Source organism: Legionella stuttgartensis (genome assembly GCF_977063405.2).
Genome location: NZ_CDRUHA020000061.1, coordinates 26,281 through 48,203, shown reverse-complemented (window position 1 = coordinate 48,203; position 21,923 = coordinate 26,281). Strand labels below are relative to the sequence as shown.

Genomic DNA, 21,923 nt, shown 5'->3' with positions numbered 1-21,923 from the left:
AAACGCCCCATATCCTTTGCTTAATGTTTAAATTTATCCATTATAAAAAACTCCAGGGAATCAATTGCTTTGTTTGCATCTTCCTTTTTAATTAAGGAGACATGGATGTCCTTTAAAGAGGGTAGAAAATAATCATCCAGCCTATCCAAATAGTTTGGAATCATACTACGCTGTATGGCGGTAATCCCAAGGCCTGCTCGAACGGCTGCCATTTTACCGGCGTAACTTGGACTACTAAATGCCAGGCGCCATTTTAAGTGAAGTTGATTAAGTGACTCAATGACATTGCCGCGATAGACACAGGGAGTAGGTGAAAGAACTAATGGAATAACTGCTTTATCATTAAGTGCTGGCAGTAGTTCTTTTTTGCCTACCCATTCTACGGATTCATTCCATACATTCACCCCATCGGAAATTTGATTTCTTTCATTCGTTTTTATCAAAATTAAATCAAATTCGTCCCGATTAAATCGTTCAATTAAGTTGAGAGTTAAATCACACTCCACATTGAGCATGACTCTCGGGTGAAGCCTTGAAAATTCCACCAAGATATCCGAGAGCATCATGGATGCAAAGTCTTCTGGCAGACCAAAACGTAGTTCACCCTGAAGTTCTGGGGTTTTAAATCGATCAAGCGATTCACGGTGCAGTTCATAAATTCGTTTCGCGTAGCTTAAAAAAATCTCCCCATCTGGGGTTAGAGATAACTCTCTTCCACGTGTAATTAACTGTTTTTCAATTAAATTCTCAAGCTTTGCTATTTGCTGACTGATGGCCGATTGAGTTCGGCCCACACGAGAGGCTGCTTTAGTGAAGCTTTGAGTTTCTGCTACTGCTAAAAAGCATTGTAACGTTACTGTATCTAGTGACATTAGGATTCCTAATAGTAAATATAAATATTTTTAATTTTACTTATATCAGTATATCTAATACATTTCAATTGTAGCAAAACAATTTCTAATGGGGAATGGTGTGAATACAATAGTTCTAATTTTTTTATGTCTTATGTTAGCCTGTCCAATAATCGCGCTTGCCTTTAATTGCGGTTTAATTTCTCGACCAATCATTGGGGCGCGCTTGGCAGGTTATTGTATTGGGGTAGGATTTTTGATTGGGGTGGGATTACTATCTTACTTATCCTTATCGCACAATCCTACAATCTACTTATTAATTAGCCTTAATACACTGAGTCTGTTGTTATGTAATTTAGTGTTATTGGTGAGTTTTATCGTGCATCGATTTTCATTAAGGTACATGCATGGAGACAGACTCTACAGACGATTTTTTCTTCTTTTATCGGCACTGACATTAACGGCCATGCTCATGGTGCTTGCCGATAATTTATTTTTATTCTGGGGCGCTTGGTTTGCTTCAAATGTTTTGCTAGTGCTGTTGATGGTGCATAAGAAAGAATGGGTGGCCTCCAAAAACTCTGGTCTTTTGGCCTTATATACGTTGTCGATAGGAAGTCTGTGTTTACTAGTTGCATTTATTATTTTAAGTGTTACTTACTCAACATGCTCTATTTCGACTTTGACCCAACTATCTAACCCTGGTCACTTATCATTACTTTCACTTTCGACGGGCCTTATCTTGGTGGGCGGATTTGCCCAATCTGGATTGTTTCCTTTTCATCGATGGGTTATCAGCTCTTTAAATTCGCCAACTCCGGTTTCTGCTCTAATGCACGCAGGCCTTGTTAATGGTGGAGGAATTCTAATCGTTAAATTTGCGTCACTAATGATGCTTTATCCAGGATTGTTAACTGTACTGTTCCTACTCGGTTCCATATCTGCATTACTGGGTACAGTTTGGAAATTGATGCAACATGATATTAAAAAAATGTTGGCTTGCTCCACCATGGCGCAAATGGGGTTTATGATGATGCAATGTGGTGTGGGTTTATTTGCTGCAGCCATAGCGCACCTGTGTTGGCACGGGTTATTCAAAGCCTATCTATTTTTAAGCTCGGGCTCTGCAGTGAAACAAAAAAAATCAGAGACTCATTCCTCTAAAGTATCTCCCATGATACTTCTCACTTCTCTTGCTGGTGGTGGGGTGGCAATGATTTCCTTTGCTTTCGTGACACATAAGTCCCTGTCAGTGTATGAGGCAAGTAGTTTTGTCTTGTTCTTTGCCTTAATTGCCGGTGCACAACTCATGCTTACTTGGATTCGTGCTCATCAAACGTTGTTAAGTCTAGTCTCAGGCCTTGTTCTTGCTCTGCTTTCAGGGCTTATGTATGGCGCGAGTATTCAGCTGATTCAGTGGTTGATCCCAAGCATATCAACAATGCAAGCCCACCCGTTATCGATTATTCATTGGATCATCATGGCTTTATTTGGGGCTTTATGGGCGGTCTTTAATCTAGGGGTGCATCAAACAATGGGGCAATCAAAGCTGGGTTGTTGGCTTTATATGAGCTTGTTCAATTCAAGTCAGCCCTCTAGAAAAACTGTCACTGCGTTACGAAATCATTACAACTACTAAAGGTATTAAGGAGTATTTATGTCTACTGCAAAAACGCTATCGAAAGAAGATATGGCAACCAACGGCATTAAAAAAGTAGGTATGACCATTGATCCTGGAAAAAACAAAGACCTTGAACTACATGTCTTAGTGCACAACGCTGCAAAATGCATTGCGCCCGTTTGGCCGCTTGAAACTTTTATTGCCTGTAATCCCTTGCAAGGCTTTGAAGCACAAACCTTTGAAGAGGCATTGGCCCAAGGTGGCTTTAGACGCCAAAGAGCAGAGCGCAATATACAGCTCGAAGAGGTTAATTTGCAAATGATTAAATGGTGCGGTGGTTTTTTTGATGCCGGCCAAGGCACTATTGACATGCCTCATCGTGAACAGGGGTTTTATTATGGGTTCTTGAAGTTAGCATATTTTGACAAGCAAGTGCACCATAATAAAAAAGAAGCAAAAGAGTTTCTGCAGCAATTGCCTGAATCGGCAGAAGAGGCAATTAGAATTTGTATGCAAAGACTTCATGTTTCAGAAGGACAAGAAGAATTTCTTTCAAAGACACTTTCCTATTTACCCGGATGGGCTGGGCTTGTGAAGTGGAAAACAGACTGGCAGAATTCAAAGAGGCCAGGAGAAACACCGGTCACTCTTATTGATTTTCTAGCGGTGCGCTTGGTTCTCACCTGCATCCTCTGGCCTGATGCTGCCAACGAAAAAAAAAACGTCGACAATGGCTCTTTGGTTAAAAAAGTGTTGGGGCAATTAAAAAGTAATGAAGACTCCTATCGGCAAAAGCTATTAAGTCAGCTTTTGCCAGAGATACAAAAAGAAGCCGCCCAGGTTCCTCGAAGAAATGCACAATTGGTTTTTTGTATTGACGTTCGGTCAGAACCTTTTCGTCGCGCCATTGAGTCTTTAGGGGAGTATGAAACCTTTGGTTTTGCCGGATTTTTTGGTCTCCCTGTTCGTATCGATGAGTTCGATAGCAATAAAAATAAAGAGTGCTGTCCTGTCTTGTTAAAGCCAAAATATGCTATTAAAGAAATACCGGATGCTGCGAATAAAGACGATTTTGAGCGTTATCAGCGAGGAAAAAAACTCATTAACAGTTGTAAAAGCCTATATACGCAACTCAAACACAATGTGTCGACACCGTTTGCCTTAGTCGAATCTTTAGGGCTTTGGTGTGGTCTAAATATGACTTTAAAATCCTTATCACCAGAATTAACGAAACATTCAGTTTCAACCATCAAGAGTTGGTTGAAACCTGCACTTCCGACCAAAGTCGCCTATGAGTTAAGTGAAACCGATTCAAAGCAAGGTTTGTCCTTGAACGAGCAGATTAGTTATGCTGAAACAGTATTACGACTTATGGGGCTCACCTCAGGTTTTGCTAAACTCATTATTCTCTGTGGCCATGGCAGTACTACTGAAAATAATCCTTATGCTTCTGCCTTGGATTGTGGGGCTTGTGGTGGAAATCATGGTGGTATCAACGCGCGACTGTTGGCGTCCATTCTTAATAAACGTGAGGTTCGACAAGGTTTGGAGGACTGCGGCATACACATTCCCTTAGATACGGTATTTTACGGGGCCCTGCATAATACAACGACGGACAGTGTCGAACTATATGCACAAGATAGAGTAAAACCTCTTTATCCTGAGCTTTTAAGTCAACTTCAGAACGATTTAAAAGAAGCAAGGCTTATAACCAACCGAGAGCGGGGTATTAAATTACACAGTGACACGCCTCATAAAGACATCATAAGACGAAGCTTAGACTGGTCTGAAACACGACATGAATGGGGCTTGGCACGCAATGCTGCCTTTATTGTAGCACCTCGGCATCTAACAAAAAATATTCCTCTTGATGGTCGTTGTTTCTTGCACTCGTATCGCTTTGAACAAGACCATGACGGAGCATTGCTTGAGACGATTTTGACCGCGCCTATGGTGGTGGCTGAATGGATAAATACCCAATATTTATTTTCTACCTTAGATAACGTGGCCTTTGGGAGTGGGAGTAAAGTCACTCACAATGTTGTTGGTGCGATTGGGGTAATGCAGGGCAATGGAAGCGATTTGATGCATGGACTTCCTCTGCAATCGGTCATGAGCTCTGATGAGAACACCTATCATGAGCCACAGCGTTTATTGACGGTCGTCTATGCACCTAAAGAGATGGTTTTTCAAGTGATTAAAAAACACTCTATCTTAAAAAACTTATTTTTTAACCAATGGGTGCATTTGGCAGTTATTGATCCAACGAATCAAGTTGCTTATCAACTCAACCAATCTGGTGAGTGGAGTTTTATAAACTAATAGCGAGGAGAAAAAAATGAGTATTATTAAAGTTCAAGAACGAAAAGATATTGGGATTAATTTGCATCCGATGAAAAAAATAGAAATCATCGTTTCTGGTGAGCATGAGCAGCTCATCAGCTCGATGATGGAGGAGGCAAAAGTCACCGGATTTACCTTATTTAGAAACATTTCAGGTAAAGGCCATAATGGATTTCATGAAGGAAAAATATTATTCAATGACAGAGCTTCGCTGATTATGTTTCTTGCCGTAGCTCCTGAGGAAGTCATTGCAACCCTTGCTTTAGGCATGAAAACCTTATTTCAACAGAATTCAGGTGTGATGTTTGTCTCTGATGTCAATGTGGCGCGAATTGACTATTTTCACTCTGTTACAGGGGCTTAATCATGTACTACAAAAATCAGAATGTTTTATTAGCTTCCAAACATGAAAAAGAGCAAGTGATTGCTCTACCTTTTATGACTAGATTATCGTGCACTTTGCATGTGCACGAGTTTGATACCGATCAGTTTGGGACGTTTACCGGGGAGATTGCACGAACTCTGAGCCCTTATGAAACCTGCCTTTTAAAGGCTAAAACAGCAGCAGAGCGCTATGACTATGCACTTGCTGTTGCTTCGGAGGGAAGTTTTGGGCCTCATCCTGCCTTCCCTTTTGTACCGAGCGCTCACGAGCTGATGGTGTTTGTTGATAGAGCGCGGGATTGGGTGATTGCAGAGCAGCTAGTAAGTCAAAAAACAAATTATGAGATGATAACAATTAACAAAAATACAGTTCTGGATGCTTTTCTTAAACGAGTTCAATTTCCATCTCATGCACTCATTGTGCAAGTTCCCTCTAATAACCGTGTGTTGGCCAAAGGCGTTAACCATATAGAATCCTTGACTCATCACCTGGAACTTGGTTTTAAAATTGAAAAAGAGCTTCTTTTAGCAACGGACATGCGGGCTATGATGAATCCTACTCGAATGGAAGTGATTGGTGAGTTGGCGAATAAATTAACACAACGAATTGCTACTCTTTGTGCTCGATGTGAACGCCCTGGCTTTGGATTTAAAGCAACTAAAGGAGCATTACCTTGCGCGCTTTGTGGCTCTCCAACCTCGTTTTATGAGGAAGAGGTTTGGGGTTGTATTGCTTGTGAACACCAAGAATACAAAATGAGACGAGATGGTTTGTTAAAAGCCGATCCTACCTATTGTGATTATTGCAACCCTTAAAGGATAGCTTAATTTATTGATGATACGTTATGATGCCACTTTTTTAAGGCTTACTCACTATGAAAAAAGGATTGTTATTAATTAATTTAGGCACGCCAGATTCTACGAGTAGGCGGGACATTAAGCGATATTTACGCGAGTTTTTGACTGATAAACGAGTCATTGATTTACCGGCGATGGTTCGTTATTTTTTGGTCTATGGATTAATCGTGCCTTTTAGATCGAAAAATACAGCGCATGCATATCAATCGATATGGACTTCTAGGGGGTCGCCTTTAATGGTATATAGTCAGGACTTGGCGATTTCTATCCAACAACGCTTGGGGGCTCAATATCAAGTGGCATTAGGCATGCGTTATGGTGCTCCTTCCATAGAGCAAGCTCTTAATGAATTAGAATCATGTGACGAGATTACCATTCTTCCGGTATATCCTCAGTATTCTGCTGCTGCCACAGGCTCATCGATTGAAGAAGTAATGCGCGTCTTAGCTCAGAGAAACGTGATTCCTTCGCTTCGTGTACATCGTGATTTTTATTATCACCCTGCCTACCTCGCTTCACAAAGTGAGGTCATTCAAAACCATTTAGAAAAGGAATTTCATTTATTATTTAGTTATCATGGCATTCCTGAGCGCCACATTATCAAGACAGGGTGCGATACGATATGCTCGAAAGACTGTCATTTAACAAGCTTGAAAAATCGAGCTTGTTATCGGGCGCAATGTTTTGAAACAAGTCGTTTGCTTGCAAAAGAATTAAACTTAGAGGCACATCAATATACCACGGCATTTCAATCAAGATTGGGGAAAACACCCTGGATAAAACCATATACGGATGAAGTTTTATTTGAGTTAATTGAACGGGGAGTGCAACATCTTGCAGTGGTTTGCCCTTCGTTTACGGTTGACTGTCTGGAAACATTAGAAGAAATAGGCATGCGCCTTAAAGAGCGGTGGCATGATTTAGGAGGAAAGAAATTTACTCTAATTCCTTGTTTAAATACTCATAAATCTTGGGTAGAAGCGATTGCTCAATTAGTGGAGTCTTAAATTTAAAACAAGAAATGCAGTTTTTATTGTATCTGAATAAAGAGGCCTCATCATGAGGCCTTAGTGCATTATTCTTCAACGCTGATTTCAATTTTCTTTTCAGTAGCCGCTTCTCTTTTAGGAATTTTAATTTCAAGAACTCCATGAGTGTAGCGTGCAGTGATTTTGTCATCATCCGCGGTTTGAGGAAGGCTAAAGCGACGATAAAATTTGCCTTGAGTCCTTTCTCTCCGCGTATAGCCTTGATGTTCCTCGTTTTTTTCAAATTGACGTTCACCTTTAAGGGTAAGAACGTGGTTCTCTAAAGAAATATCAATGTCTTCTTTTTTTACCCCAGGGACATCAGCAATAACCAAGAAGCAGTTATTCTCTTCTTTAATGTCAACCAAAGGCGACCAAGTGCCTGTTTCAATGTAGGATGAATCATCCTGCTTTTGGAGATTAAAAAAATCATCAAACAACTGACCCATATCACGGTACATGGGCATAGTTCTTCTAAATGTGTTCATGCTGTCTCCTTAAAATATGTTTTTGGTTAATTTTTATGTAAGGGTTATTGAAAAAAATTCAAGTCTAAATTTTAAAAAATTTGATACGGTACTTTGGATTGTTTAGATGCCTGGGGTTGCCGTTAATACCGGATGTCGGAATCGCGAAATACGTGAACTTCGCTGGGATTGGGAAATACAAATCCGTTTATTTTTTCTGGAATCAGAAATAGGTTCATTAGCTGGTATTTGTTTTGGCATTTGATATCAGTTAATCAAATTTAATCGCTTGCATCGTTGCTCTAGCAATTCGAGATATTTTTCTTGCATCGGTTGAGATAAAAAACTGAAACCAATCAGCTCTTGCCATTTTGGTATTACCTGATGGAACTCTTGTACGCTCCCATCGATGACGTTCTGGTTTAATCCTAATTTTTCCACGGCAAAATAGTTAAGAAAATCACTCTTTGTTAAATTATTTTTTTTTCCTTTTAGAGGTAAAGCCAGTTCTTCTTTGGTATTTTTTTGAGCGATGGTTGAGTTAAGTAAATCGTAGGCTGGTGATATGGAGATTTTTCTATCCTTAGTAATCAGGGAAAAATTTTTTAGATGCATGTCTTCATTGCCGACCAGGAAGTTAAACAAGGTCAACTTAAATAATTTGACGAATTCAATTTTTGGGAATGTACAAAACTGTTCAATGACTGCAATTACTTTTTCCATAGAGCTTTTATATTTTGTATGTCGATCTTCACCTGATAGCTGTGCAAAATCTTCTAAAGCTAACTTTTTATTATGGCCTATTCGATCAAAGCGTTTAATGAAGTAGGTCAAACTGTTGTCTTTAGAATAAACCAAACCATGAACCGGAACTTCGAGGCCTATAGTTTTTGCAAGGGTCATAGTAATGGCTTCATTTTCAGGCAATTCTGGATAAATATCACTTTGTGGTTTTAAAATATACTGACCCTTTTGATCAACGATTTCAAAACATCCCTCTTTAATCTTTAATTTGGCACTTAGTTTCTTTTGAACCCCCTGGATAGACATCTTTCCTACCCGAGCAATTGCTTCCTGTCGCTGCTCATCAGCACTTAAATCTAATGGGCTAAGATTTTTTAATTGAGGAGAAAGCAAATGCAATCCACGTTGTGAATAGTTTTCTTGAACACTTATCTTTTCATAAGTAATAGGACAGTGTTTCATCTTAGTTCCTCAATCGTCACTGCGCCTACTACATCTTGACCAACTAGTATCAATTGGCCAAAATAATCATTTTTATCGATTTTATATTTGCGTAATAGTGCTTCAAGCATAATGCCTTCAGGAAGTAATCCTTCGAAAAAAGGCGGAAACACGTCAAAATCATAGACCTTATTGGTTAACGGCATGGTGAGAGACACAGGTGCGCCTTGATAATCATCAAAGTAGGTAAATCGATAGGTTCCACCTTGTAATTCTTCTAATATTCCAGCGTTCATACCATTCACTGATACGTATGCTTTTCTCATGTATTATCCGTTGTTTGAGGAAAAGGTGTTTCAAATTTCATTTGGATATTTAAAACATCGAACACTTTTAGCAGCGTGTTTAATCGCACCGATTCTTTACCTTTTTCAATATCGTATATCACTGTCTTCCCGACACCCGCTAACCGGGCTAATTCTTGTTGCGATAAGCCGCTGTGTTTGCGGTAGTAATGGACTAAATTGGCAATCTCGTGTTTGGACATGGAACACCATAAATTAATCATATATTACTGTTATAGCAGTAAAAAAGATAAAAATAAATTTATTATTGCATTTCTTTGCATTAATTCTCTATAAATTACTGTTATGGCGGTAAATTTGATTGATTTTCAAATTTTCCCTATATTTATTCATTATAAACGCCTGAAAATTACTGTTACCGCGGTAAATTTTTGAAAATAACAAAAAACTCATGTTCCTCCTCAAAACTCATCCATGATGAAAAGGTTCGGCTAATAGGGAATAGCTGGTTTAGGAGAGCGTAGGTCGGGCCCGCGGCCCGACCTACACTTGCTAAAATTTTACATACCTTCGACTTCCAACTCAAAATCGATGTTACCACGTGTGGCATGACTGTAGGGACAGATTTTTTCGTGCGTTTCCTTTACTAATTCTTTTGCTTCATTAGTAGAAAGAGATGGAACTTTAACATTCATCCTAACTGAAATACCAAACCCTCCACCCTCACGAGGACCAACAGAGACATGACATGTTACTGTTGCACCGTTGACTTTTTTCTTGTGTTGACTCGCCACAAATTCTAATGCGCCACCAAAACAAGCTGCATAACCAGCAGCAAAAAGATGTTCCGGTGTGGTGGTATTGGGTAATCCAGGCCCCCCCATCTCTTTGGGAACGGAAAAATCTGCACTAACCGAATGATCGGTGGTTTCAGAATGGCCGTTGCGTCCTCCTGTATTAGTTGCTGTTGCAGTTACTAGCGGTTTTATGGTGTTGACTGACATGCTACTCTCCTTGTTCTTTAAGGGGTTTGGGTTTGCTTACTCTGATTGTGAGGTTTCGCAGTCACAGAGACATTGTTCTAGTTTTGAGAAAAATTTCTAATTTAGTATAATTTAAACTGAGCATTTATTCCTAATGAATTGAATTCATAAAATCTCCATCATCGAGACTTTAGAAGATCAGCGTAATCGTAGATTAGGTAAACTTGTATCAAAGGACAACGTGAACAAATCCTTATCTCCTACTAAGCAATTACGCGAAGGTTTTTCCGGATATAGTAATGGTCGTGAAGGTTTTTTTATCGTACTTGAAGCAGAAAAATCACACACAGTTTCAGCATGACTTGCGGTTGCAGAATGTAAATTGGTTTCGGATCAAATTAATCTTTTTTATCATTAGGAAGTTGGTGTGTAGAGCCTACAACAAATTATCAGCAGGAAAGGACTTAAAGTTTTAAGTAAAGAAAACTACTTTTTGCTTTACACAGCGAAGGGAACTAACCGTTCCCTTCTTAATAAAATCATAAAATTTTTATTCATAAGTAATAACTGCTCGAAATCGTACCTCCCCTTTATCAACTTTTTCATAAGCTCGTTGTATTTCTTTGAATGGATAGGTTTCTGTATAAACCTTCACTTTTCCTTTTGATACCATATCAAGAGCTTCATAAAGATATTCGCGCCCATTTTGTTGACTACCTATAATTCGAATTCGTTTCATAATTAAATCGGTCATTGAAATTTGAAATGGTTTTTCATCAAATCCCATTGCAACAAAGCGCCCATCGGGACGTAATCCAGCTATGCTATCTACCATGGCTTGGTTTGAATTAGTTGTGCTCAGGATGATATCGGCACCACCCATTTTCGCAAGCTCGGCACCAGAACGTACTATTTCATCTGCGCCTAATTCTTTAATAAGCTTATCTTTCCCAGATGAATGTGAAATTGCAATGGTATCGAAACCTGCAGCTTTAGCATATTGAACAGCCAGATGACCTAGACCACCTATGCCTAGTACAGCAATTCGTTCGTGAGGTTTAGGATCTGACCATCGTAATCCCGACCAGACAGTATATCCTGCACAAAAGATAGGCGCCGCTTGTTCAAAACTGACATTATCTGGAACGAGCATGGTGGCGTCAGCATAAGCCAGCATAAACTCAGCATGACCTCCGGGCAGTTGCATACCCGTTGCTATTTGGTTAGAACAAAACATAGGACGATTACTTGAACACCATTCACATCGCCCGCATGTGGTTTGAATCCATGGAACCCCAACACGATCACCAACTTTTCGATTGACGACGCCAATTCCTAATTCAACAATTTCGCCAACAGGTTCATGCCCTAAAGTGCGAGGAAATTCGCCAGGTAAATGACCATTTGTTTGATGAACATCTGTATAACAAATGCCACTAGCATGAATTTTAATGAGCACTTGATTAGGACCAACAACAGGCTTTTTAACTTCACGAATCTCCCACTTAGCTTTCGCAGAGGGTACAATAGCTGCTTTCATATGATCTCCTTATCCATTGCAACGTATTATTGCAATTTGTTAATATATAACTACTGTGGCTTCAATGAAAATTCCCGAACCTAGCATTTCAGTTCCTCAGGCAATAAAAATTCAAACGAACATTACAGTTTTATTTTTTCAAAAAATACTGATTTAAATTATATACAAAACCCGGTAATGAAACTTCCTGAAAGGTATAATAAATTAAGGCAATTTATTAAATCAAAGTTAAATCTTAGACAAAAATAGTCTAATAAAGAACACGCTCTAGCAAGCGTAGCCCATGAAGTGAAATTAAATCCGGGATGTTCAATGCCCAGCCTCCCGGATTACAGTTGTGTTTGCATCAAGGCTCGGATATCTTAACATTTTCTACCTTAATTTGCTTTTCATAGTCATCAGTTATGCAATTCTAATTAGAGATACACTAGTAATATTTTCCTAATTTAAATGTCTATAATTAATAAAAAAGGATTATTTACTATGAGGATGAAGGCATGTCATTAAGACGGAAAATTGCAGAGTCCTTAGATCCATCTTTAAGAATATCACCAGGGTTATCCGTCCTTAATAAAGCGATTATTATCATTATTATTCTCTCACTATTATTAGCAATTGTTGAAACCGAACGTTTAATTTATCAAAGCCATGAATGGTTGTTCTTATCTTCGGAGTGGATTTTTACAATTATTTTTGCCATTGAATATGCAGCGCGAGTCTGGGTAAGTATAGAAAATCCAAAATATTCAAATCGTCTTGTCTATATGTTAACTCCAGCAGCAATTTTAGATCTTTTAACCGTCTTATTAATTCTGCTTACTACCCTAGGTACTGAAGGATTTATTCTAAGATTAGCCAGATTGCTTCGTGTTTTAAGAATAGCAAAATTAGGACGATATACAGTTGCTATGCAAAATATAGGGCATGCTATTTATTCAAGACGATTTGAATTAATTATCAGTTTTGCTATTGGAGTTTTTGCTTTAATTCTGTCTTCCTCTATATTGTATATTGTTGAGGGAGGAGTACAGCCTGACCATTTTGGTAGCATACCTAGAGCGATGTGGTGGTCAATAGCAACATTGACAACTGTTGGTTATGGTGATGTTTACCCTATAACTCCTTTAGGTAAGTTATTTGGTGCAATTACTGCTATTACAGGTATCGGACTGATTGCAATGCCTACTGGGATATTGGCAGCTTCTTTTAGTGATGCAATACAGGATATTAGGAAGAATCATCAGGAGGGAGAATAGTGGCGCTTCGTTTTCGAAGACGAATTACTTTATTACCCGGAGTTAGGTTAAATATTGGTAAGAAAGGTGGCAGTTTATCTCTTGGTCCAAGAGGGACGTCTATTAATATTGGGAAAAAAGGTCTTTTTGCAAATATTGGCCTACCCGGGACTGGTTTATCAATTAGAAATCGTCTTGATTCAAATAATAGTCAACTCTCATCTTTAGGTTCAGTTACGCCTGAATCTATTTCAGACTTTGGGCTGGGCATTTACGCGCTTTAGGTACTTCTCGAACCCAGTCGCTTGGTGTATGTCAGTCAGAAAAGATAGATGCGGTTATTAATCAATTAAATCAGTGGTTGCTAACCATTTAAGCTGCTTTGCCACAATTATTTAAAGACTACCTAGCTAGCGTGCTATATTACTAAATCAGCTCAACTCCCAGTTTTGTTATAGCATATGTTTTGATTATTATATTTTATTTAATATTTTTTAATATTTTTCAACGAAGGATGTCGACCGTTATGAGTATAAATCCCCATCCTAAGCAGCGTAGTTTGCCACGAACTCAAGCCTTGGTTGCTCGCGCTTTTGCGTCAATTGAACACTTCCTTCATATTGAGGCAGTGAGTGGTGTGATCTTGCTTATTTCAGCCACAATAGCATTAATATGGGCTAATTCATCGTGGGCTGATAGCTATGCAAATATATGGCAAACCCCATTTTCTATTAGCTTAGGTCAGCTTCAATTTTCTAAGTCACTTCATTTTTGGATCAACGATATTCTGATGACCTTTTTCTTTCTCATTGTGGGTATGGAAATTCGTAGTGAGATGCATGAGGGTTCGTTAAGTAAAATTAAGCAAGCAATATTACCTGTTATTGCGGCCTTGGGTGGGGTCATCATTCCGGCAATAATCTTTCTAGCTTTTAATTTTGCACCAATACAGCAAAATGGCTGGGCTGTTCCTACCGCAACTGATATTGCGTTTGCAGTGGGAATACTGGCATTATTAGGCCGCTCTATTCCTGGGGAGGTTCGAGTATTTTTGCTCTCTTTAGCTATTATTGACGATATTCTTGCAGTACTCATTATTGCTTTATTTTATTCGGAAGGTCTCAATTATTGGGGATTTCTAACAGCAGGAATCGGTATTATATTGGTGTTGGGTTTTCAATGTATTGGTATTGGTTCAGCATGGAGCTATCTTATTCCAGGGAGCCTTATTTGGTTTGGAATTCTTATGAGTGGGGTGCATCCTACCTTAGCAGGAGTAATTCTTGGTCTAATGACTCCTGTAAGCTCCAAATCCATGTCTGAGCGTCCTTTAGATTTATTATCACGCATTACCCACGAGCTTACCGGGCGAGATATAAAGTCAGAAAAAGGGCAGAGGCAAAGGCATCTACTTCAGAAGCTTCACGTCGCTAAAAGAGAATTATTGCCTCCGGTAGTTCGAGTTCAGCAAGCATTACACCCATGGATTGCATATATCGTCATGCCACTATTTGCATTAGCAAATGCGGGTATAAATCTCAGTGAAGGCACTTATTCTGCTCCAGAGTTATCTATTATAACCGGTATTACTGTAGGGCTAGTTTGTGGAAAACCTATAGGGATCGTTGGAATTAGCTTGATTTGTGTTAAGTTAAAATGGTGTCATTTACCAGATGGTATGACATGGAACGGTATTTGGTTGGTAGGTCTTCTTGCAGGAATTGGATTTACCATGTCAATGTTTATTGCCATGTTAGCTTTTAATGATATGAAGTTTTTAAATGCCGCAAAATTAGGAGTGCTACTGGGATCTCTTATCGCGGCTATATTAGGAGTTGTATGGGGAATAATGTACCTGAAACAAATGACCAGGAAGTAGATGATATAAACTAGCCTATTTCCTTAATAAAATGATGCTCATATAAGCTTAAAAGTTTTTTACGGTCTTCTTTTAGTGGAAGACTTTCATTTGCGGCCTCTTTAAGCGATAGTGCATGAGCGGTTAAAATAGATCTCTGCAGATCATTAGTGATGTTTTTATGTATAGAAATAATCATTTCGATCATATGAAAAGTTGCATTCCTATCTTTACATACATAATGTTGCTCTCTACTAAATATAGGTCACAAAACTCCTGAGAGGGAATTGGTTTAGTTATTAATCGTAATTTATTCTCAATATCTGCTCTATAGCCCGAAGGCTGATCCGTTTTTGATAATTTTTGCTGATTTGACTATTTAAATCTTCTCCGACTTAAGCAATCACATTAGACATATTAATACTTTCAGGGATGTGATGAATAAAGCTAATTAAAACAGCCAGACTACTTATAGTGAAGATGATAGCCAACAGCAAAGAAATTTGTGGAATAAAAGCCTGCCCATTAATCTGTGGAATACCCTCTTTATTAGCATTAAAAAGTGCTAATAAAATGAAGAGGCAAAATAAAAATTTTGTTAAAGCTTACACTAAAAGAAAATAAAGCAGTCCTGAAGAGGGTGACATCCCTTTTGTCCCATGTGTTTTTTATACGTCTGCAAATAATCTATTATTTTGTTCAGAAATTTTAGGTTGGTTTACCCGTTTGCAAGCAAACGGGCTACTTGCTAAAGTGATTGTAGAGACAATCTTAAGCCCTATTACTGAATTATAAGCGCTGTTATATATGGAATTTGATTCGTAAAAATGATGCCTCAATGAGGTTTTATTATTTAAGGAAATAAAATGAACAAAATTCACTTCAAAACTGCAAAGGTTAATAGTCTGAATTTGTTTTATCGAGAAGCGGGAACCATAGGACAACCTAAATTGCTTCTGCTGCATGGATTTCCAACTTCAAGCCATATGTTTAGGGACTTGATTCCACTCCTCTCTGATCAATTCCATATCGTAGCACCAGATTTGCCCGGGTTTGGTAGAACAGAAATGCTGCCACGTTCGGAATTTAGGTACACCTTCGATAACATCGCGAAGGTGATCGATGAATTCACAGAAGTCATAAGATTTAATAAATTTGCAATTTATATTTTCGACTATGGAGCACCTATTGGCTTGCGGATTGCAATGAAGCATCCGGAGCGCATCACAGCGATCATTTCTCAGAATGGGAATGCTTATGAAGAGGGATTGAGTGATGGTTGGACGCCAATCGAGGCATATTGGAAAGATGCATCGAGCGCGAACCGAGAAGCTTTACGTGCATTTTTGACACCAGAGACAACGTTTTGGCAATACACGCATGGGACTAAAGATGCTTCAGAAGTTTCTCCAGACGGTTATTCGCTCGACAATTATTATATGGAGCGACAAGGTGCCGATGAAATACAGTTGGATTTGTTGGGTGATTACAAATCAAATGTTTCTCTCTATCCTGAATTTCAACAGTACTTTCGAACTTACAAGCCCCGATTTTTAGCTGTTTGGGGTAAACGAGATCCGTTTTTCCTACCTCAAGGTGCAGAGGGATTCAAGCGTGATAATCCAAATACAATCGTGGAGTTTTTTGACACCGGACACTTTGCTCTCGAAACTCATGTGCAAGAAATCGCTAACAGTATTCGAAGATTCTTAGGGTGACGTCATGGAGTATGTTCATTTTGAGCTAAATAAAATAGGAGGCCATTGCGATGACTAAAATTCTCTTTGAAAGTCCTTTGGTTTTGTCTATATTGCGTCTACATGATTTATTCGAATTAATAAAAACAACACGTAACTACTTGATTTTATTGGTGGGCCCACTAGGACTTGAACCTAGGACCAACGGATTATGAGTTATATGTGATTAACAAATGACCATCAATGACAACAAATAACAATAAATCAATCAAGAGGTTAGCTCAAAACGGTTGTTCTTGTCTATTGTAGATTATTGTTATTTTTTATCTGTGAGTGCCCCACCAGTGCCCCATGGGTTCAATCTGATATTTTAAGAAGAACTATCAAGCTCAGAAATTAGTTCTTTTTTCATTTCCAGAGTACAACCATTATTAAAATATATTTGCCAACTGCCCGTGTTATTTCTTTCTTGAATCTTATCAACTAGCCACTTTTCAGTATTATCTTCGATAATTTCTGAACTAAAGATTTTTTTGCTTTGCTTGTTATAGTATATGTGGCGATCGAAATGATATTGAAAGTCATTTGAATTTAAAATTTCCGTTTTAGCTTTCATAACCTCTCCATGTTACGCATTTTCCCTGATTACGATTATAGACAATAAAAAGTACGCAAATAGCTTAAAGGACTTATATTTACACAATAGTTGATTAATTTTAGTGCATTGGCTCTCAAAGGTTATAAATTTTGTTATAGATAGGGAGATAAGTAATTTCAATATTAACAAAGTACTTAAGTATACCGTCGTCTACTCTACTTCTTACAGAGAAAAAAATATGCTCTTTTTTTTGTACCCAGCCAATAGCTACAATCTCATTCTCATCTTCAGGAGCTTTTTTAAGTACCATACCCTTACCATATTTATCTCTAAGCTTTTCCAAAATCGCATTAATTTCTTCTTTACTATCTGTAGAATAGGATAGGTCATATCCATATAGGCTATTATCTAAAAAGTAATAACCTACAATAAAACTTTTGCTATATTCTGGTAAAAACAATGAATTTTGCGATACCACCACAACTTTCTCGGCATTATGAGTTGAACTTGGAGCTGGTTGTATTACTCCTCTATCACCATCTATATCCAGCGGTATAAGGCCTTTTCCCCACTGGGAGTTAGCTTCACCATTAGCATTCTTCACTTCCTGTTCAGACATCCCCCATCTCGAATTTAAGAGAGCTTTTGAAGAATCAGTCGACATGTAGGCATAGCAAAAAACTATTAAAGTTACAGTTATAATTACACTGAGGGTTACAATTAATTTGTTCTTTGTCCAGTTCACTCCTTCTGATATCCACCAGAGGCAACTTATTATAATCACTGGAAAAACGCCCAATATTAAAAATATAATGACCCCTGTCATTACACTTTCAACATTTGCGAAAAATAGGGAAACGAGTATAGAAACTAATAGCCATAAAATTCCGAAAGATATACCTACCCTTTGTCTCAGAGGTAAACCTCGCATAATTCATTCCTTTTATATAAATTTTATCCCTATCTCTTTTATAAAATATAGTAGATACGCTCGTGTAATGAGACGAATTCTCACTACTGTCCTCTGATAACTGCTGTCATTACTAGGTTTTTTATGATCAAATAAATGAAGGGTGACACTACACACGCGCGCATCATGGGGTCTGGATTTGTAGAAATAGGGAGACGTAAAATATGGCTACAGTGTATTTCGATAAGAACTTTAATGTTCGTATTTCATTATTTGCTAATTCTCCAAAGCTTCGAAAATCTGAAAGGGGAACATGCGATGCTAAGACTAGAAAAAACACCTTATGTCAGGCTCCACCTGTTTGGGATCACTTTAGCGATACAGCAGTAAATGGACGTTGTAAACTGCATGGCGGCTTGTCAACAGGGCCTAAAACTGAGGCTGGTCGACAAGCAATTAGGGAAAGTAATCGAAGACGTAAGAATTGAATGTTTCCCTAACATCAATTTTCAATTAAATTTATATGTGGGCCATTAGCTTTTCCATCCAAAGAAAGTAACTCATCAAGACTGTGTTCATTTATAAATAGCCAATTTGTTCCTGCAGATGTAATTGCATAAGCAGGATCAATAGAATCATGCGAACGCTCAATTAATTGTTTTACTATCAAATGCTCTATATTTAGGTTGAGTTTAAAATCTATAAAATTTAGAAAGTCATTATCACCTAAAGATCTTATGTTGTCTGAAATGGTGCTTTTTAGTACACCTCTGCCAGATTCAGATTGGTTGGTCATTATGCTGAGCAAAATATAGATTTCAGCCTTAGATAGAAGAATTTCGTTTGAAGTTCTCATGATACAACTCCGCTTAATGTTATTTTATTCAACTCTCCTTTTTGTTCTTCTTGATTCCATATACCCATAACTTGCTGGGACTGGAATTATATCGGGTAACACAGATTAATGCCACTTATTGGGTGTGGAACTTATAGGGTGTGATCGTCTTAACTCATTAAATGAAAGAAAAACATCAAAACCTCATAAAAATAGGGGACAGAATCAGAGAATTAAGAAAAGCTAAAGGCTTCTCGCAAGAGAGTATTGCTGATGCTTCATCTATGGGGCGTACATATATGGGTAGAGTGGAGCGAGGTGAGCAAAATATTTCTATTCAAAATTTAATCCAAATTGCATTTGCATTGAATGTAAATGTAGGGGAGCTTATCCCCCCATTAAATGAACTTGAAAATCCTGCTTAGGAAGTTCTATTTCTCATGAAAGTGAAGGCTTTAATGGTCGTACAAAGTAAAGTTATGATCTATCCAATATACGATAAAGACTCTTCCGTCTCTGCGGCCAACCATAGCCGCTTTTCCATCAAACCGTAAAGCAATAAGGTTTGTATCAGGAGTTATATCTTTAGGCATGGGCGCTTTGATGGCATGTTGAGCAATTTTTTCAGTGCCTAATCCATGTTTATGAGCCTGAATAATCTCATTCCAAGTCATTTTTCCTCGTTTCCTAAGTGCATCTGCAAGTGCAGCTTTTTGTTCCTTAGTGCAATCAGAAATACAATAATTTGGCTGTAAATGTTCTAATGAAAATAATGGCTTATACGGATTAGTTGAAGAATTATCTGTTTTTACAGAAAAATTTTTTCCTTGTTGGATAGGAGGGGATTTTAAGCTACTTTTCGCCATGATTAATTCAATTGGTTTTTAAAATAGTCTTTTAAGTCGTCATGTGAAATAACTTTATTACTTTCTGAATCAATATTATCAAGCCAAGGGGATTCTGTATGAGTTAAATTCCTGAGTTTCCATGCTGAGAATTGACCATAAACTTCATATATTTCATTAAGGAGATCTTGTTGTTCCTTATTGAAAACAGATGCATCAAAATCGGGATTAGGAGCCACAGCTTCATTTTTATGTTGTTTTTTTGCATGGTAAAGTACAGGGCAAACAGGACCATGAGTCCATGCTTCAATTACCTCCGCAAATAAAGGCTTACCATACATAGCCAGGTGGAAGCCTTGTGCATAATAAATTAATTTTTGTAATTTAAGGTTTGAGATTAATTCGCTGCCATCTTCTTCTTGTGAAGCTTTATGTAGAAAATAGTCAGCAACTTGAAAGGCTGTGTTCATTTATTCTCCTTGTATATAGCAGCAAGTATAGCATAATATGTTAAATGAACAGATCAGGTTGATTATCAAAAAATACATTATGCTAAAATAGGTTATAATTCAGAATACTCAACAATTCTCTTTGGTTTACAATCTGGTTGAGATAAGTATTGTAGAGATGGAGGATGGAACCAAAAACCTAAAGCACCTTCCCAATCACCATTACGTTGTTTATTGCAATACAATCTACAATCCGAGGAATTAATAGTTTTTAGTTGGGATTCATTTAATTTCGCACCATTTGACCTCATTTTAATTAGATCTTCCTTACTCTTGTTTCTCCAAATACTAAAACAATTATCAGCCAAGTCTGCAATTGCTCCTGTACCTTTTATATCTAATTTGCCCGGAATTTTTGATTCGTCCTCTGTTTTCCTCGGATGTACAACTAGATGAATCTGACAATTGTGTTGATTTTTAAAATCACAGAGCTGATCCGTAATAGTTTTTTGTAAGTTATAATCGTCCTCAGCAATGTCTAATTTCATCAGTGAATCAATAACAAAAACATCTATACCATAGCGTTGACGAGCATATTGAAAAACTTCTAATAACCGCTTTGATTTTGCTGTACCGACTAGATCAAATAGCCATAGTTTGTCTCCAAGCCAATCATGAATAGCATGAATATATTCAATGGATGGTTCAGCTAGAGCACTTGCTTGTCGGGTGAGGCGCATCAATAGACGTTTGGGCTTCATTTCTAAACTTGCAATGCAAACACGAGCTCCTTGTTTCATCATATGAAGGATGACTTGGCCTAATAATTGGCTTTTTCCATGCCCATTAATTCCTGTCCAAACTGAAAACTCACCAGGACGGAACATAATTATATCGTTTGTTTTTTCCCAAGGAGCATTATATCCAATATGAACGCCAGGAGATGGGTAAAATTCACCAATTACTTGATTAACAAACTCACGAGCTGATTTTAGCTCTTCTGGATCAAGAGTTTTTGCTTCATCAAAACATTGATGAATAACTTCTCTAGAAACATTAGATTGTAGGCATTCATTTGCATCTTTATATGGTAATGTAACAATGTGGCAACGATGACGCCCCAATCTATCAATCAATTCAACTTTAGCTTTGTGACCTTCATCATCATTATCTAAACAGAGATATATCTGATCAAATATAGCTAGCCGATCAAACTCATATTCAATCCAACGTTGTTTATCTCCACCGCCTCCTCCAAAGGGCACTGAGAGAGCTGGTAAGCCATATTGGTATAGGGACATTGCATCAATTTCCCCTTCACAAATAATTACCTTGCGAGCATTCGTTGGTATCTGGTTCCAACCAAATAAACAAGGCTCACAATCTGGTTCAACATAAATTTTCTTTTTATTGTTCACTCTGTGTAATTTAAGATATTTTACTAATATAAGTTCTTCATTACGCCAATAGCGAAAAATAACATCTCCATTCCGTTCGCCAATTTGATAAGTTCGAAGAGTTTCAGCTGTAAGTTTTCTTTCATTAACCAAATAGCTCATAACAGGGGATGATAAAGCTAATTCTCCAATATTATTTAATTTAGGTTTAGCAAAGCTAGAATTCTTATGACCTTCAAACTTTTGTGGGGACGGTATACCAAGATAACGAGTTACTTCTTTAATTGCGTTAGCTAGCGTTAAATTATGCGTCAATGCCCATAGATCAAGTAAATCACCTTTACTACCTTCTGCAAAATCTGACCAAATACCAGCTTTTTCCCCCTTAAGGCGTACTCTAAGTGATTCTCCAACTTCCCCATGAATGCTACCAACACGCCATTCAGCCCCAGATTTCTTACCGTTCGGGAGTAAATATCTAGCAATCTCCTCTGCCCGTTGTGCAAGTTGTTGTGAAATTTCTTTAGCCATTAT

27 protein-coding genes and 1 pseudogene are annotated in these 21,923 nt (G+C 37.9%); 13 read left to right on the top strand and 15 right to left on the bottom strand.

Annotated features, from left to right (window positions below):
• Window positions 1–20 precede the first annotated feature (20 nt).
• A complete protein-coding gene (locus ACWTEW_RS22640; protein WP_454783314.1) occupies window positions 21–872 on the bottom strand; it encodes a LysR substrate-binding domain-containing protein in 852 nt (283 codons plus the stop codon).
• 100 nt (window positions 873–972) lie between these two features.
• Between ACWTEW_RS22640 and ACWTEW_RS22635 the strand changes: the two genes are divergently transcribed.
• From ACWTEW_RS22635 to hemH, 5 genes are read left to right on the top strand one after another with little or no spacing between them, the layout of a single operon-like run.
• Entirely contained in the window at window positions 973–2,490 is a 1,518-nt protein-coding gene (locus tag ACWTEW_RS22635; RefSeq protein ID WP_454783313.1) for a proton-conducting transporter transmembrane domain-containing protein, read from the top strand.
• A gap of 18 nt (window positions 2,491–2,508) precedes the next feature.
• A complete protein-coding gene (locus ACWTEW_RS22630) occupies window positions 2,509–4,794 on the top strand; it encodes a DUF2309 domain-containing protein (protein WP_454783312.1) in 2,286 nt (761 codons plus the stop codon).
• Between the two features lie 16 nt (window positions 4,795–4,810).
• Window positions 4,811–5,179, top strand: coding sequence for a P-II family nitrogen regulator (locus ACWTEW_RS22625; RefSeq protein ID WP_454783311.1), 369 nt, complete (start codon window positions 4,811–4,813; stop codon window positions 5,177–5,179).
• Window positions 5,180–5,181: 2 nt separating this feature from the next.
• Entirely contained in the window at window positions 5,182–6,015 is an 834-nt protein-coding gene (locus tag ACWTEW_RS22620; protein ID WP_454783310.1) for a DUF6671 family protein, read from the top strand.
• Between the two features lie 59 nt (window positions 6,016–6,074).
• Complete coding sequence (hemH, locus tag ACWTEW_RS22615; RefSeq protein WP_454783309.1) at window positions 6,075–7,064, top strand: ferrochelatase; 990 nt, start codon at window positions 6,075–6,077, stop codon at window positions 7,062–7,064.
• Window positions 7,065–7,132: 68 nt separating this feature from the next.
• Here hemH and ACWTEW_RS22610 read toward each other — a convergent pair whose 3' ends face one another.
• Window positions 7,133–7,573, bottom strand: a complete 441-nt coding sequence (locus ACWTEW_RS22610; protein WP_454783308.1) for an Hsp20/alpha crystallin family protein — start codon at window positions 7,571–7,573, stop codon at window positions 7,133–7,135.
• A 106-nt stretch (window positions 7,574–7,679) separates the two neighbouring features.
• Here ACWTEW_RS22610 and ACWTEW_RS22605 point away from each other — a divergent pair, with 106 nt between their 5' ends.
• Complete coding sequence (locus ACWTEW_RS22605; protein WP_483099554.1) at window positions 7,680–7,817, top strand: hypothetical protein; 138 nt, start codon at window positions 7,680–7,682, stop codon at window positions 7,815–7,817.
• 2 nt (window positions 7,818–7,819) lie between these two features.
• Here ACWTEW_RS22605 and ACWTEW_RS22600 read toward each other — a convergent pair whose 3' ends face one another.
• The 5 genes from ACWTEW_RS22600 to ACWTEW_RS22580 form a co-directional block, all read right to left on the bottom strand.
• A complete protein-coding gene (locus tag ACWTEW_RS22600; RefSeq protein WP_454783307.1) occupies window positions 7,820–8,758 on the bottom strand; it encodes a lpg2370 family Dot/Icm T4SS effector in 939 nt (312 codons plus the stop codon).
• Window positions 8,755–9,063 carry a HipA N-terminal domain-containing protein gene (locus ACWTEW_RS22595; RefSeq protein ID WP_454783306.1) on the bottom strand — a complete coding sequence of 103 codons (309 nt, stop codon included), beginning with the start codon at window positions 9,061–9,063 and terminating at the stop codon, window positions 8,755–8,757. The genes ACWTEW_RS22600 and ACWTEW_RS22595 overlap by 4 nt, the downstream gene beginning before the upstream one ends.
• Window positions 9,060–9,284: a helix-turn-helix transcriptional regulator gene (locus tag ACWTEW_RS22590; RefSeq protein WP_454783305.1), complete on the bottom strand. Its 225-nt coding sequence runs from the start codon at window positions 9,282–9,284 to the stop codon at window positions 9,060–9,062. Before ACWTEW_RS22590 ends, ACWTEW_RS22595 begins: the two co-directional genes overlap by 4 nt.
• 318 nt (window positions 9,285–9,602) lie before the next feature.
• Window positions 9,603–10,046 (bottom strand): organic hydroperoxide resistance protein, encoded by a 444-nt coding sequence (locus ACWTEW_RS22585; RefSeq protein ID WP_454783304.1) that lies wholly within the window; start codon window positions 10,044–10,046, stop codon window positions 9,603–9,605.
• Between the two features lie 529 nt (window positions 10,047–10,575).
• Window positions 10,576–11,565 carry an alcohol dehydrogenase catalytic domain-containing protein gene (locus ACWTEW_RS22580; protein ID WP_454783303.1) on the bottom strand — a complete coding sequence of 330 codons (990 nt, stop codon included), beginning with the start codon at window positions 11,563–11,565 and terminating at the stop codon, window positions 10,576–10,578.
• Between the two features lie 497 nt (window positions 11,566–12,062).
• Between ACWTEW_RS22580 and ACWTEW_RS22575 the strand changes: the two genes are divergently transcribed.
• The 3 genes from ACWTEW_RS22575 to nhaA all read left to right on the top strand — a co-directional run bounded on the left by ACWTEW_RS22575 (window position 12,063) and on the right by nhaA (window position 14,679).
• Window positions 12,063–12,821: a potassium channel family protein gene (locus ACWTEW_RS22575; RefSeq protein WP_454783302.1), complete on the top strand. Its 759-nt coding sequence runs from the start codon at window positions 12,063–12,065 to the stop codon at window positions 12,819–12,821.
• Window positions 12,821–13,084, top strand: a complete 264-nt coding sequence (locus ACWTEW_RS22570) for a DUF4236 domain-containing protein (RefSeq protein WP_454783301.1) — start codon at window positions 12,821–12,823, stop codon at window positions 13,082–13,084. Before ACWTEW_RS22575 ends, ACWTEW_RS22570 begins: the two co-directional genes overlap by 1 nt.
• Before the next feature lie 242 nt (window positions 13,085–13,326).
• Window positions 13,327–14,679 carry a Na+/H+ antiporter NhaA gene (gene nhaA, locus ACWTEW_RS22565; protein WP_454783300.1) on the top strand — a complete coding sequence of 451 codons (1,353 nt, stop codon included), beginning with the start codon at window positions 13,327–13,329 and terminating at the stop codon, window positions 14,677–14,679.
• 10 nt (window positions 14,680–14,689) lie between these two features.
• Here nhaA and ACWTEW_RS22560 read toward each other — a convergent pair whose 3' ends face one another.
• Together ACWTEW_RS22560 and ACWTEW_RS22555 are read right to left on the bottom strand one after the other, a co-directional pair.
• The gene (locus ACWTEW_RS22560; protein WP_483099553.1) at window positions 14,690–14,866 is read right to left on the bottom strand and encodes a hypothetical protein; all 177 of its coding nucleotides are present in this window, start codon (window positions 14,864–14,866) and stop codon (window positions 14,690–14,692) included.
• A gap of 187 nt (window positions 14,867–15,053) precedes the next feature.
• Window positions 15,054–15,242, bottom strand: a pseudogene (locus tag ACWTEW_RS22555) (DUF2254 family protein); the annotation flags it as partial.
• 282 nt (window positions 15,243–15,524) lie between these two features.
• On the opposite strand from ACWTEW_RS22555, the gene ACWTEW_RS22550 reads away from it, so the two are divergent.
• Together ACWTEW_RS22550 and ACWTEW_RS22545 are read left to right on the top strand one after the other, a co-directional pair.
• Entirely contained in the window at window positions 15,525–16,376 is an 852-nt protein-coding gene (locus ACWTEW_RS22550) for an alpha/beta fold hydrolase (RefSeq protein ID WP_454783298.1), read from the top strand.
• A 50-nt stretch (window positions 16,377–16,426) separates the two neighbouring features.
• Window positions 16,427–16,570 (top strand): hypothetical protein, encoded by a 144-nt coding sequence (locus ACWTEW_RS22545; RefSeq protein WP_454783297.1) that lies wholly within the window; start codon window positions 16,427–16,429, stop codon window positions 16,568–16,570.
• A 155-nt stretch (window positions 16,571–16,725) separates the two neighbouring features.
• On the opposite strand, the gene ACWTEW_RS22540 is transcribed toward ACWTEW_RS22545, so the two are convergent.
• Both ACWTEW_RS22540 and ACWTEW_RS22535 read right to left on the bottom strand, forming a co-directional pair.
• Complete coding sequence (locus ACWTEW_RS22540; protein WP_058461117.1) at window positions 16,726–16,971, bottom strand: hypothetical protein; 246 nt, start codon at window positions 16,969–16,971, stop codon at window positions 16,726–16,728.
• A gap of 115 nt (window positions 16,972–17,086) precedes the next feature.
• Window positions 17,087–17,884: a hypothetical protein gene (locus tag ACWTEW_RS22535; protein WP_454783296.1), complete on the bottom strand. Its 798-nt coding sequence runs from the start codon at window positions 17,882–17,884 to the stop codon at window positions 17,087–17,089.
• Window positions 17,885–18,087: 203 nt separating this feature from the next.
• Between ACWTEW_RS22535 and ACWTEW_RS22530 the strand changes: the two genes are divergently transcribed.
• Window positions 18,088–18,351, top strand: a complete 264-nt coding sequence (locus tag ACWTEW_RS22530) for an HGGxSTG domain-containing protein (protein ID WP_058461119.1) — start codon at window positions 18,088–18,090, stop codon at window positions 18,349–18,351.
• 14 nt (window positions 18,352–18,365) lie between these two features.
• On the opposite strand, the gene ACWTEW_RS22525 is transcribed toward ACWTEW_RS22530, so the two are convergent.
• The gene (locus ACWTEW_RS22525) at window positions 18,366–18,719 is read right to left on the bottom strand and encodes a hypothetical protein (protein ID WP_454783295.1); all 354 of its coding nucleotides are present in this window, start codon (window positions 18,717–18,719) and stop codon (window positions 18,366–18,368) included.
• 161 nt (window positions 18,720–18,880) lie between these two features.
• Between ACWTEW_RS22525 and ACWTEW_RS22520 the strand changes: the two genes are divergently transcribed.
• Window positions 18,881–19,123 (top strand): helix-turn-helix domain-containing protein, encoded by a 243-nt coding sequence (locus ACWTEW_RS22520; protein ID WP_058511778.1) that lies wholly within the window; start codon window positions 18,881–18,883, stop codon window positions 19,121–19,123.
• Window positions 19,124–19,153: 30 nt separating this feature from the next.
• On the opposite strand, the gene ACWTEW_RS22515 is transcribed toward ACWTEW_RS22520, so the two are convergent.
• From ACWTEW_RS22515 to ACWTEW_RS22505, 3 genes are all read right to left on the bottom strand, one after another.
• A complete protein-coding gene (locus tag ACWTEW_RS22515; protein ID WP_454783294.1) occupies window positions 19,154–19,564 on the bottom strand; it encodes a hypothetical protein in 411 nt (136 codons plus the stop codon).
• Window positions 19,565–19,566: 2 nt separating this feature from the next.
• On the bottom strand, window positions 19,567–20,013 hold the full coding sequence (locus ACWTEW_RS22510) for a Panacea domain-containing protein (RefSeq protein WP_058511779.1): 447 nt from the start codon (window positions 20,011–20,013) through the stop codon (window positions 19,567–19,569).
• A gap of 92 nt (window positions 20,014–20,105) precedes the next feature.
• Entirely contained in the window at window positions 20,106–21,920 is a 1,815-nt protein-coding gene (locus ACWTEW_RS22505; protein ID WP_454783293.1) for a bifunctional DNA primase/helicase, read from the bottom strand.
• Between the last annotated feature and the right edge of the window lie 3 nt (window positions 21,921–21,923).